The sequence below is a fragment of the Allobosea sp. P1_A7 genome (assembly GCF_056406775.1).
This window is the reverse complement of the sequence record NZ_JBFTZN010000245.1, coordinates 1-11690: the sequence shown is the minus strand read 5'-3', so window position 1 is coordinate 11690 and position 11690 is coordinate 1. Positions and strand designations below refer to the sequence as shown.

11 protein-coding genes and 1 pseudogene are annotated in these 11690 nt (G+C 64.9%); 5 read left to right on the top strand and 7 right to left on the bottom strand.

The features are described from left to right. The coding region (locus tag AC1D34_RS29415; protein ID WP_476826115.1) for a vitamin B12-dependent ribonucleotide reductase at positions 1-1645 on the bottom strand (1645 nt) is incomplete at its 3' end. Positions 1646-2378: 733 nt separating this feature from the next. On the opposite strand from AC1D34_RS29415, the pseudogene AC1D34_RS29410 reads away from it, so the two are divergent. After that, positions 2379-2705: pseudogene (locus AC1D34_RS29410) on the top strand (NADH:ubiquinone oxidoreductase subunit NDUFA12); the annotation flags it as partial. A gap of 49 nt (positions 2706-2754) precedes the next feature. On the opposite strand, the gene AC1D34_RS29405 reads toward AC1D34_RS29410, so the two are convergent. Then, positions 2755-3666: an alpha/beta fold hydrolase gene (locus AC1D34_RS29405; protein ID WP_441505383.1), complete on the bottom strand. Its 912-nt coding sequence runs from the start codon at positions 3664-3666 to the stop codon at positions 2755-2757. A gap of 174 nt (positions 3667-3840) precedes the next feature. Between AC1D34_RS29405 and AC1D34_RS29400 the strand changes: the two genes are divergently transcribed. Beyond that, positions 3841-4416 carry a CGNR zinc finger domain-containing protein gene (locus AC1D34_RS29400; RefSeq protein ID WP_441505384.1) on the top strand — a complete coding sequence of 192 codons (576 nt, stop codon included), beginning with the start codon at positions 3841-3843 and terminating at the stop codon, positions 4414-4416. A gap of 174 nt (positions 4417-4590) precedes the next feature. Beyond that, the gene (locus AC1D34_RS29395; RefSeq protein ID WP_441505596.1) at positions 4591-5175 is read left to right on the top strand and encodes a DUF2155 domain-containing protein; all 585 of its coding nucleotides are present in this window, start codon (positions 4591-4593) and stop codon (positions 5173-5175) included. A gap of 129 nt (positions 5176-5304) precedes the next feature. Here AC1D34_RS29395 and aat read toward each other — a convergent pair whose 3' ends face one another. The 5 genes from aat to AC1D34_RS29370 form a co-directional block, all read right to left on the bottom strand. Beyond that, positions 5305-5979 carry a leucyl/phenylalanyl-tRNA--protein transferase gene (aat, locus tag AC1D34_RS29390; protein ID WP_476826114.1) on the bottom strand — a complete coding sequence of 225 codons (675 nt, stop codon included), beginning with the start codon at positions 5977-5979 and terminating at the stop codon, positions 5305-5307. A gap of 169 nt (positions 5980-6148) precedes the next feature. After that, positions 6149-7510, bottom strand: a complete 1362-nt coding sequence (accC, locus tag AC1D34_RS29385) for an acetyl-CoA carboxylase biotin carboxylase subunit (protein ID WP_476826113.1) — start codon at positions 7508-7510, stop codon at positions 6149-6151. Between the two features lie 29 nt (positions 7511-7539). Next, on the bottom strand, positions 7540-7998 hold the full coding sequence (gene accB, locus AC1D34_RS29380) for an acetyl-CoA carboxylase biotin carboxyl carrier protein (RefSeq protein WP_441489988.1): 459 nt from the start codon (positions 7996-7998) through the stop codon (positions 7540-7542). Between the two features lie 82 nt (positions 7999-8080). After that, positions 8081-8539, bottom strand: coding sequence for a type II 3-dehydroquinate dehydratase (gene aroQ, locus AC1D34_RS29375; RefSeq protein ID WP_113512750.1), 459 nt, complete (start codon positions 8537-8539; stop codon positions 8081-8083). 124 nt (positions 8540-8663) lie between these two features. After that, on the bottom strand, positions 8664-9536 hold the full coding sequence (locus tag AC1D34_RS29370; RefSeq protein WP_441505386.1) for a DsbA family protein: 873 nt from the start codon (positions 9534-9536) through the stop codon (positions 8664-8666). Positions 9537-9829: 293 nt separating this feature from the next. Between AC1D34_RS29370 and AC1D34_RS29365 the strand changes: the two genes are divergently transcribed. Together AC1D34_RS29365 and AC1D34_RS29360 are read left to right on the top strand one after the other, a co-directional pair. Next, positions 9830-11020, top strand: coding sequence for an aminotransferase class I/II-fold pyridoxal phosphate-dependent enzyme (locus tag AC1D34_RS29365; RefSeq protein WP_441505387.1), 1191 nt, complete (start codon positions 9830-9832; stop codon positions 11018-11020). A gap of 91 nt (positions 11021-11111) precedes the next feature. After that, positions 11112-11690: hypothetical protein (locus AC1D34_RS29360; RefSeq protein ID WP_476826112.1), on the top strand; the 579-nt coding region annotated here is incomplete at its 3' end.

Sequence of the window (11690 nt, the reverse complement as noted above, 5' to 3'; positions counted from 1 at the left end):
AACCCAGGCCGAGTGTGCGGAACTCATAGGACAGCTCGGCGATCTCGCGGCTCGGGAACTGCGCCATCGTCACCGAGATCTCGAGTACGACGGTCCAGAGCCGGCAGAGATGCTCATAGGCGGCGACGTCGAAGCTCTTGGTCTCGCGGTCGTAGAACTGCAGCAGGTTGGCGGAGGCCAGGTTGCAGGCGGTATCGTCGAGGAACATGTACTCCGAGCACGGGTTCGAGGCGCGGATGCGTCCCGAGGCCGGGCAGGTGTGCCAGTCGTTCATCGTGGTGTTGAAGTGCAGGCCGGGATCGGCGCTCGCCCAGGCGGCATAGCCGATCTTCTCCCAGAGATCGCGGGCCTTCAGCGTCTTCAGGACCTTGCCGGTGGTGCGGGCGGTGAGGTTCCAGTCCGCATCCGCTTCCACTGCGCGCAGGAAGTCGTCGGTCAGCGAGACCGAGTTGTTCGAGTTCTGGCCGGAGACAGTCAGATAGGCTTCCGAATCCCAGTCGGTGTCGTAGATGTCGAACTGGATGTCGGTATAGCCCTGGCGGGCGAACTGGATGACGCGCTTGATATAGTTGTCCGGCACCATCGCCTTGCGGGCGAGCTTGACCTCGCGCTTCAGGGCCGGGTTCTTCTCGGGGTCGAAGCAGGAATCGCCGTCGCCTTCGCAGTTCACGCAGGCCTTCATCACGGCCTTCATGTGCTTCTGGACGATCTTCGAGCCGGTGACGAGCGCAGCGACCTTCTGCTCCTCGCGGACCTTCCAGTCGATATAGGTCTCGATATCGGGGTGGTCGACATCGACCACGACCATCTTGGCGGCACGGCGCGTCGTTCCGCCCGACTTGATGGCCCCGGCGGCGCGATCGCCGATCTTGAGGAAGGACATCAGCCCGGAGGAACGGCCACCGCCGGCGAGCTTCTCGCCTTCGCCGCGCAGCATCGAGAAGTTCGAGCCGGTGCCGGAGCCGTATTTGAACAGGCGCGCCTCGCGCACCCAGAGGTCCATGATGCCGCCTTCGTTGACGAGATCGTCGGCCACGCCCTGGATGAAGCAGGCATGCGGCTGCGGATGCTCGTAGCTCGACTTCGACTTCACCAGCTTGCCGGTCTTGAAGTCGACGTAGAAATGGCCCTGGCCGGGGCCATCGATGCCATAGGCCCAGTGCAGGCCGGTATTGAACCATTGCGGCGAGTTCGGCGCGACGCGCTGGGTGGCGAGCATGAAGCGCAGCTCGTCATGGAAGGCGGCGGCATCCTCTTCCGAGGAGAAATAGCCGCCCTTCCAGCCCCAATAGGTCCAGCAGCCGGCGAGGCGGTCAAAGACCTGCTTGGAGGAAATCTCGGAGACGTAGCGCTCGCTCTCGGGGAGTTCGGCAAGCTTGGCCTCGTCGGGAACCGAGCGCCAGAGGAAGGAGGGAACCTCGTTCTCCTCGACGCGCTTCAGCGCTGCGGGCACGCCCGCCTTGCGGAAGTACTTCTGCGCGAGCACATCGCTCGCCACCTGGGACCAGGCGTCGGGAACCTCGATGCCTTCGAGGCGGAAGACGATCGAGCCGTCAGGGTTGCGGATCTCGCTGACAGCCGAACGGAAGGGAATCGCGGCGTAGGGCGACTGTCCGGTGGTGGTGTAGCKGCGCTCGATGCGCATGATCTTGGTCCCCAATGCATGCCGCGGGCGAAAATGCCCCGCGCGGCCGGTTGATCACCGGCTCCTGATGTCAGCCCAACTCGGTTTGATGCCCCTGGATTCCGCGGCGGTGTTTCCCGCCGTCGGCACTCCGGACGCCACCAGACAGACCGCACGCCACCGTTCGCCGCTGCCAGGGATGGCATGCCACGCGGTGATCACCTCGACCCGTCCGGGAACTCTCTCGCGGGTGTCGAAGGCGTCTCCGCCAGCCGTCACGCGACTGACAAAAACTAGTCCCGACTGGGGTGGTCCGTCAAGGATTAGTGCGCCGCAAACCCTGTGGACACGACATCTTGTGTGTATCTGTGTGTTCTGGGGATAAGTTTCAAGCTGCCAGCTAAGCACCCGGAATCACGGGCGGAATCGGTGCGCTTGAGCGAAGGGTGGACGATCCCGCGGCGGCGGAAAGCATAAAATTCGCGGCAGTCATAGTTGACCATAGGTGAATGGGCCAGCCGCGCCTGACCATCGCAAGCGCCATCTACACAGCCTGCGCCAAGTGTCTGGAGACAGGAGATCTTCGCGTTTCGAACCGTGCCTGGGGCGTGTTCGCAAGGTGGCCGAATCATGGCGGCCTGCATTCCGGAAACGCGCGCTCCCGACGAATCTGCCGTGAATCTTCCTGCGGGCTGGACAGGGCGGGATGCTCTCGCCATAAGTCGCGCGACGCGGACCACGGCGGACGAGAGCCATGAAGCAAACGCTGCTGCAGATCTTTACCTGGTGGAACGGCCAGACCATTGGCACGCGCTTCCACACCTGGCGCTTCGGCGAGAAGGTCGGCCAGGACGAATTCGGCAATACCTATTACCGCACCAAGGGTGGGGTGAAGGACAAGGCGCTGGGCCTACAGCGGCGCTGGGTGGTCTATAACGGCCTGGCCGAAGCTTCGACCATTCCGGCTGGCTGGAATGGCTGGTTGCATCACACCGTCGATATCGCTCCCTCCGAGGAGAGCTATCAGCCGCGCGACTGGCAGAAGCCGCACCAGCAGAATTGGACGGGAACGGCCATGGCCTAATGAACGCCGGCGGCCCCTTTCGATTCAACGGAGTGCCCGTTTCGCGTCAGTCGGCCTTCGGCAATCGCTGCATGAAGGCATCGACGCGTTCCGCGATCTCGCCGGAATGGGTCTCGAGCGCGAAATGGCCGGCATCGAACAGATGCACCTCTGCGGCCGGCAACTGCTCCTTCAGATAGTCGACGCCCGCCAGCATGAAGAACGGATCGTTCTTGCCCCAGACAATCAGCGCGGGAGGCTGGTGTCGGGCGAGATAGGCCTGCCAGGCCGGGTAGGCGGCAAAATTGCTCTGATAGTTGTGGAGGAGCCGCAACTGGATGTCCTGATTGCCTGGGCGGTCCAGCCCGGCCTGATCATGGCGCCAGGCATCCGGCGAGAGCCGCTCCAATCTGGTCGCGCCATGCGTGTACTGGAACTTCGTGCCGTCGGCACCGAGCAGATTGCGGAAGGGCTTTTCGGTCTCGGGCGTCCAGTTTTGCCAGAACGGCTCCATGTCACGGCGGGCCTCCGCGCTCCAGGCGCCTTCATTGGCGACGGCATTCTGAACGATCAGCGCGCGAATGCGCTCGGGATGTTTGAGCGCGAGGCGAAAGCCGATCGGGCCGCCGTAGTCCTGGATATAGAGCGCATAGCGGGTGAGGCCGACCTGCTCCGTGAAGCCCTCGATCACCTCAGCCAGCCTGTCGAAGGAGTAGGCGAATTCGCTCGGCGCGGGCGCCGAGCTGTGACCGAAGCCGGGATAGTCAGGCGCAACGACGCGGTAGCCCTTGGCGAGCAGCGGCAGCAGGTCGCGGAACATATGCGATGAAGACGGAAAGCCGTGCAACAGCAGGATGGCGGGAGCATCCCGAGGTCCGGCCTCCCGATAGAAAATGTCGAGGCCCTGTATCGTGGCGGTGCCGTAGCGGACCGCGACCGACGGGGAGAGGACGGGCGCAATGGGCTGTGCGGTGGACATGAGTGGGGCTCCGAACATGAGAAACGTGGCGAGCGCGGCAGAACTGACGAGAGTTCGCATTTCGAGTCCGTAACCTGTCAATCTGTCGTTCAACGGTGTCATTTGACGCGTAACCTGTCAATGACTAAATTAGAGGTTACAAACGGCACTCACCTGCGCCAACCGGAGCGGCCCATGTCTGCGAGCCCGACCAATGATGATTTCCGGGATGGCTTTCCCTTCATGGGCGGCCGGCCCTGGCTCGATCTGCTCAACACCACGCCGCTGACCGAGACTGGACCGCGGGATCTGCTCGGCGAGCCGCACTCCATGGCGGTGTGGCTTGCCGCGGCTGGGCTGGGGGAGGCGGAGACGCCTGAAACCGGGTGTGAGCTCAAGAGCTTGCGGGAAACCCTTCGCCCGACCTTTGACCTGTTGCGGCAGGGCAAGCCGCTGCCGGAAGGGTCTATCGATGCGATCAACCGCCTGCTCGTGCCGGCGACCGAGCGTTATCGGTTGCAAAGGGGTGACGAGGGCTACGCGCTAATCTCCGTGGCCGATCGGGGCGTCGGAGCGGCGTCGAGGATCTCGCTGGATTTCGCCCGCTTCGTCTGCGACCACGAGCCGGCTCGGCTCAAGCACTGCGCCAACCATGACTGCGTGATGGTGTTCTACGATCGAGGGCGAAACAACACGCGGCGCTGGTGCACGATGAGCACCTGCGGCAACCGCGACAAGGTCGCCCGCTTCCGGGCGCGCAAGAGCCAATGATGCGGTGCCGCCGCAGGCGTCACTGTGGCCCCGCTGCCCTTTTTCCGCTGCGATTGCCGTGTTAAGCCGCAGCCCCCGTCTTCTGGCGGGAGGGGAGATTCGTAGCAGAAGATGCGGTCCGTCAGCAGATTGTCGAAGGTCGCGGCCCTGGCCGCTCCAGCTCTCGCGGCCCTGATGGCCGCCCAGCCTGCGAAGGCCGACCGCATCCGCAATCCGACGGCGGTTTTTGCGGGTCTCGACAAGATCACCGGTCGGATCATCTCCTTCGAGGTGGCGATTGACGAGACCGTTCAGTTCGGTGCGCTGCAACTGACGCCGCGCGTTTGCTGGACCCGCCCGCCGACGGAGAACCCGCAGACCACCTCCTTCGTCGAGGTGGACGAGGTGACCTTCTCGAACGAGTACCGGCGCATCTTCACGGGCTGGATGTATGCCGCGAGCCCTGGTCTGCATGGCGTCGAACACGCGATCTATGATGTCTGGCTCACCGACTGCAAGGGCGGTACCGAGCTCGTGGTCGATCCCAAGGATCCGGAAGCGCCGCCGCCACCGGAAGAGCGCAGGCCGCGCACGCCGCCACGCGACGTCAACCAACTGCCGCCGGGCACCCAACTGCCTCCTGGCACCCAGCTTCCCCCCGGGCAGCGCATGGATGTGGCTCCGCCGCGTGGTGTGCCGGTTGAGCCGCGTCAGGCGCCGAGCCAGCGCTTCTTCCCGACCAATCCTGTTCCTGGACGTGATCCCGCCGGCAATAACTGAGGCAGGGGCAAGAGCATGCTGCGAAAAAGTGGCAACGGTTTTTCGCATAAAGCAGGCTCTAAACTATAAGAGTTGATCACGCTGTATTTGGACAATTTCGTTCAAACGCAGCGTGATCAAGGGCTGAACTCAGATCAGCTCAGTCAGGGCCTCGCGACCGGCGATGTCCTGGCCTTTTGGCCAGCTCCACCATTCCGCGTCATGGGCGATCGCGGCTTCGAGCAGCATGCGATAGGCCTCGCGTGGCACTTCCTGTGTGCCGAACTGGGCAAGGTGCGTGGTCTGGAACTGRGYATCGAGCAGGCGGTAACCGCCGCGCTTCAGCCGGGCCACCAGATGGACGAGCGCGACCTTCGAGGCGTCAGTCGCCCGATGAAACATGCTTTCGCCGAAGAAGGCTGCGCCAAGGGACAGGCCGTAGAGCCCGCCAACCAGCTTTCCATCGCGCCAGCATTCGACGCTGTGCGCGTGCCCGAGTTCGTGAAGTGCGCCAAACAGCTCCCTGATCCGCGTATTGATCCAGGTATCGGGCCGGTCCGGGCGCGCTTCGGCGCAGGCCGCGATGACCTGTTCGAAGGCGGTGTCGACCCGGATCTCGAAGGGATCGGCGCGGAGCTTACGGGCAAGGCGTGAAGGCAGATGGAAGTTCGCGAGCGGGATCACGCCCCTGACCTCGGGCTCGACCCAGAACAGGTTTGGATCGTCGGCGCTCTCCGCCATCGGGAAGATGCCGGCTGCATAAGCGCGCAGCAGGATCTCCGGCGTGATCACGGGCGAGCGTACTGGCGCTGAACGAGCCTTCATGTGCAGATGGGAGCGTGAGCGCGGCGCCAAGTCAAACGCGAAAGCTGCGCTCTTTCGTCATGGCCGCTCCCATCGCGACCGTCCCTGTCACTGTGGCGGGGCTGGCGACCGAGACATCGCAGGATGTCGATGCCCGCCATCGGGCGGGCATGACAGGCCGTGACCGGCGCTATTGTCCCTCGGGCCCCATGCCGCCCGCGGCCAGGAACTTTTCGAGCCAGTGGATATTGTAGTCGCCGTTCAGGATGTCGGGATTGCGCACGAGCGTGCGGAACAGCGGCAGGGTCGTGTCGACACCGTCGACGACGAACTCGTCGAGCGAGCGGCGCAGCCGCATCAGGCATTCCGCCCGGTTGCGACCATGGACAATCAGCTTGCCGACCAGAGAGTCGTAATGGGGCGGGATCGAGTAGCCCTGATAGGCCGCAGAATCGACGCGGACGCCAAGCCCGCCCGGCGTATGGAACGAGGCGATCTTGCCCGGGGAGGGGCGGAAATTCGCCGGATGCTCGGCATTGACGCGACACTCGATGGCGTGGCCCTCGATGATGATGTCGCTCTGCTTGAGCGAGAGCGGCGCCCCGGCGGCGATGCGGATCTGCTCGTTCACCAGATCAATCCCGGTGATCATCTCGGTGACCGGATGCTCGACCTGGATGCGGGTGTTCATTTCGATGAAATAGAACTCGCCATCCTCGTAGAGGAACTCGATCGTGCCGGCGCCGAGATAGCCGAGATCGGCCATCGCCTTGGCGCAGATCGAGCCGATCCGGTCTCGCTCGCCGGCATTGAGCGCGGGCGAGGGGCCTTCTTCCCAGACCTTCTGGTGGCGGCGCTGCAGCGAGCAGTCGCGCTCGCCGAGATGGATGGCATGGCCGCGGCCGTCGCCAAGGATCTGGATTTCGATGTGGCGCGGCTTCTCGAGATATTTCTCGATATAGACAGCGTCATCGCCAAAGGCGGCTTTGGCCTCGGTTCGCGCCGTCTGGAGCGCCACGACGAGATCATCCTCGCTGCGCGCCACCTTCATGCCGCGCCCACCGCCGCCGGCCGCGGCCTTGATGATCACGGGAAAGCCGATATCGCGCGCGATGCGCAGGGCTTCCGCATCCTCGCTGACGCCGCCCTCCGAGCCGGGGACGCAGGGAATGCCGAGGCGCTTGGCCGTACGCTTGGCTTCGATCTTGTCGCCCATCACCCGGATATGCTCGGCCTTGGGACCGATGAAGGCGATGTTGTGCCGCTCGAGAATCTCGGCGAAGCGGGCGTTCTCCGACAGGAAGCCGTAGCCGGGATGGACCGCATCGGCGCCTGTGATCTCGYAGGCCGCGATCAGGGCCGGAATGTTGAGATAGCTCTCGCGGGCGCTCGGGGGGCCGATGCAGACGCTCTCGTCGGCGAGGCGCACATGCATGGCATTGGCATCCGCGGTCGAATGGACCGCGACGGTCGCAATGCCGAGCTCCTTGGCCGCGCGCAGGACGCGCAGCGCGATCTCTCCGCGGTTGGCGATCAGGATCTTGTCGAACATCTTCGGCTCGTCCGCGCCCGCTGCCCCGCTCACTCGATCACCAGAAGCGGCTCGCCGTATTCGACCGGCTGCCCGTCCTCGACCATGATCGCCGTGACCTTGCCGGCGCGCGGCGCGACGATGTCGTTGAAGGTCTTCATCGCCTCGACGAGAAGGACCCGCTCACCCGCCTTTACCTCCTGGCCGATCTCGACGAAGGGCTTCGCTTCAGGCGAGGGGCGGCGATAGGCGGTGCCGACCATCGGGGAGGGCACGGTGCCGGGGTGGGCGGCTGCCGACTTGACCTCGACCGGCGCGGTCGCGACCGGTGCATGGGCCATGGCCGGGGCATGCGAGGCGACGGGCACCTGCACGGTTGCGGAGATGGTGCGGGCCACACGGACGCGCAGATCACCCTTCTCGACCTCGATCTCGGACAGGTCGGTCTCGTTGAGGAGCTGCGCGAGTTCGCGCACCAGTTCGGGATCGATCGGGCTCTTGGTCGCCATGGCGGGTTTCACCGTCTTCGTCGTCTTGGTTGAGAGGATGGGCAGCCGCGAGGCGCCACCCTGCTGGATTGAGCCGGCCCGTTCAGGCCGCCGTCTTTTCCGCGCGCTTCTGGAGAAGCGGCACGATCGCGTCGAAAGCAAGGTCGTAGCTGGCGACGCCGAAGCCGCAGATCACGCCAACGCAGACCGGTGCCATGTAGGAATGGTGCCGGAATTCCTCGCGGGCGTGCACGTTGGAGACATGGACCTCGATGGCGAGGGCCTCGGTGCCCTTGATCGCATCGCGCAGCGCGACGGAGGTGTGGGTGTAGGCGCCGGCATTGATGATGATGCCGGCTCCCGCCAGCCCTGCCTGCTGCACGCGGGTGACGAGCTCACCTTCGAAATTGGTCTGGCTGAAGGTCAGCTCGACCCCGGCAGCGGCGGCCCTCGCCTTAAGGCGTTCCTCGACGCCGGCGAGCGTCACCGAACCGTAGGTTCCGGGCTCGCGGGTGCCGAGCAGATTCAGATTGGGTCCGTTCAGGACGTGGACGGCGACCATGGCTCGCGTTGATTCCTCAAGCCGCGAAGCTGCGGCGTCGGCGTCGTCTTAACCGGAACGGCGGGACAGGGGAAGCCTGTGACGCCGGCCTGCGATGAGAGCCACCACAGGCCGGCCGGTTTCATCAGCCGCTGCAGGTGGCCTTGCCGCATTTGCGGACGGCTTCGATCTTCTCCTTCAGCGCCGCGGCGCCAACGGCGCCGAAGACAACTTCGTCACCGATGATGAAGGCCGGAGTGCCGGTCAGGCCGAGCCGATCGCCGAGTGCGACCGTGGACTCGATCGCGGCGCGGGTTGCAGGCGCGTCCATGTCCTTGCGGGCGCGCTCGACATCGGCGCCGGCGTCCTTGGCGATCTCCAGCGCCTTGGCGCCGTTGATCCGGCCCTTGGTCGCCATCAGCTTGTTGTGGAAATCCCAGTACTTCTGGCCCTGCAGCTGGTTCTTCACGGCGATGGCGACACGGCTCGCCTCGACCGAATCGGGGCCGAGGATCGGGAAATCCTTGATCACGACGCGCAGCTTCGGGTCGTCCTTGGCGAGGGTGCGGACATCGTCGAGCGCCCTTTTGCAGAAGCCGCAATTGTAATCCATGAACTCGATCAGGGTGACATCACCCTGCGGATTGGCGGCGATGATCGATGTCGCGGGATCGACGAGGTTCGCCTTTTCGCTGGCGACGGCGCTGCGCTGTGCCTCGGCCTGAGCGACCTGATTGCGGCGCTCGAGTTCGACGAGCGCTTCCTGGATCAGTTCAGGGTTCTTCAGCAGCGTCTCGCGAATGAGATCGGTGACGGCCTTGCGCTGTTCGGGTGACAGGGGCTGTCCCTGCGCCTGAACCGGAGCGGCGGCCAGGGTTACGGCGAGGCCGAGCCCGCCCAAGACCAGACCCGCGCGCCTGATTCCGGCGAAGGCCGGGCGGAGCAGGGTGAACAGAGCCATGTCGTCATCCTTTCGGGCTCGCCGGCCCTTGGCCACGGCAAGCGTTGAACCGGTCATCTTGCGCCCCTTCTCCGCTCTCGCGCGGGCAGCGTCAATTCACAGCTTTGCCAGCGGTTGCGGCGGGAGCATGACCTGACCTGTGCGCAGCGTCGCTCAACACCATTGCGAATGCGATGGTCGGTCACCTCCTGTCGCCGAGTTGGAGACGGGGCAGGCGCAAGCCGGCCTCTCGAAGGAGGCCCCCGGTCGTCGTCTGTGCCACAAACGGCTTCCCACGCTCCCTCCTGATGCTCTAGGGCACTGCTTCAAGTGGCGGGCGGGGCTCCGCCGGTTCCCGACGCGAGATCTGCATGACAACCGATGTTCACCGCCTAGCGACGCCGCCCGCGCTCTCCGCTCGTGCGGCCGAGGTCGCACCCTTCATCGTCATGGACGTGATGAACCAGGCCGCAGCGATCGAGCGGGCCGGTGGTTCGGTCGTGCATATGGAGGTCGGGCAGCCTTCCGCGCCGACACCGGCCAGCATCCGCGCTGCAGCGGCGCGCGCGCTCGAGCATGGTCGCATCGGCTATACGCAGGCGCTCGGCACCGACTCTCTCAGGGCGCGTATCGCGCGCCACTATCAGGACGCCTATGGCGTCAGCATTCCGGCCGATCGTGTCATCGTGACCACCGGTTCGTCGGGTGGCTTCATTCTCGCATTCCTCGCCTGTTTCCAGCCGGGCGCACGCGTCGCGATCACGGCGCCGGGCTATCCGGCCTATCGCAACATCCTGACCGCGTTGGGGCTGGAACCGGTCGCGATCGAGGTTGGCCCGGAGACCCGCTACGCGCTGACCCCGGACCTGATTGCGAAAGGTCACGCCGAGCGCCCGCTCGCGGGCGTCCTGACCATGAGCCCCGCCAATCCGACCGGCGTGGTGATGGCACCAGACGCGATCGCTGCCGTCGCCGCTGAATGCCGCCGGCTTGGGTTGTGGTACATTTCCGACGAAATCTATCACGGCTTGACCTATGAGACGCCCGCGACGACGGCGCTGAGCGCCGATCAGGACGCGATCATCGTCAATTCGTTCTCGAAATATTACTGCATGACGGGCTGGCGCGTCGGTTGGCTCGTGGTGCCGCAGCGCATGGTGCGCACGATCGAGCGGTTGCAGCAGAATTTCTCGATCTCGGTGCCGTATCTCAGCCAGGTGGCGGGTGAGGCGGCCTTCGATGCGACTGCCGAGTGCGAGGCAATCAAGGCCGGCTATGCCGCCAACCGCGCCTATTTGCTGAAGGCTTTGCCTGAAATCGGCCTGGGCGATTTCCTGCCTGTCGACGGGGCCTTCTACATCTATCTCGACATCGGACGATATTCGAACGATTCCATGGCCTTCTGCCGCGATGTGCTCGAACAGGCTCATGTCGCGATCACCCCCGGCCTCGATTTCGACGGGGGGCGTGGCGCACGCACGGTGCGACTTTCCTTCGCCGGTTCGCTGGCTGAATGCGAGGACGCGGTCTCGCGCTTGGGCATGTGGCTGAAACGGCGCTGAGAGCCTGTAACGATGCCAGCGCGGAATGCTTGCCAAATGGATGTATTCCCGTCCAAGTCATAGGAGAGCAGACAAGGGGGAACCGGTTTTGATGCGAGCTTTCTTTGCGTCTTCGCGCGGTCATGCCCTCCCGGCGGCGCTGGTCCTCCTTGCCTTTCTGCTCATCGGATCGGGATCCGCAGCGTTCGCCCAGGCGTCCGGTGACAACAGCGTGACCCTGATCCTGCGCGGGGACGAGGCGCCCGACGCGCTGCGCAAGACCATCACGACGCTGGAGGCGGGGGGGCGCAAGGTCATTCTCCGCATGGCTGGCCCCGGCGAGGCCGTCGCAACTGCACCGGCGGCAGCGGCCACACCTGTCAAGCCCGCGCCTGCRGAAACGCGCGTTGCGGTTGCCGAAACGCGGCTGGAGGAGGTTGCCAACCATTTCGTCGAAGGGTTCGACTATGGCAACGCCTCGATCCCGTCCGCGACGCGCATACCGAGCGACTGGGCTCGCGCCTGGGCCGCCAATCAGAATGGCGCCACGGGAATGTCGGCGGGGGCCCGCGTCCTGCTCGTCCTGTTTGCCGCCACGGCTTTCGCCGTCATCCTCTGGAAAATGACGCGCGGCTTGATCGCCAAGCGCCTGGTGCCGCGGGACGACACGCTCTTCGAACGGTTCGTTGCC

Coding starts and splice junctions, on each gene's coding strand:
- AC1D34_RS29365 (WP_441505387.1), top strand. CDS start 9,830: ATGACAACCGATGTTCACCGCCTAGCGACGCCGCCCGCGCTCTCCGCT.
- AC1D34_RS29395 (WP_441505596.1), top strand. CDS start 4,591: ATGGCCGCCCAGCCTGCGAAGGCCGACCGCATCCGCAATCCGACGGCG.
- aroQ (WP_113512750.1), bottom strand. CDS start 8,539: ATGGTCGCCGTCCACGTCCTGAACGGACCCAATCTGAATCTGCTCGGC.
- accB (WP_441489988.1), bottom strand. CDS start 7,998: ATGGCGACCAAGAGCCCGATCGATCCCGAACTGGTGCGCGAACTCGCG.
- AC1D34_RS29405 (WP_441505383.1), bottom strand. CDS start 3,666: ATGTCCACCGCACAGCCCATTGCGCCCGTCCTCTCCCCGTCGGTCGCG.
- AC1D34_RS29370 (WP_441505386.1), bottom strand. CDS start 9,536: ATGACCGGTTCAACGCTTGCCGTGGCCAAGGGCCGGCGAGCCCGAAAG.
- AC1D34_RS29400 (WP_441505384.1), top strand. CDS start 3,841: ATGTCTGCGAGCCCGACCAATGATGATTTCCGGGATGGCTTTCCCTTC.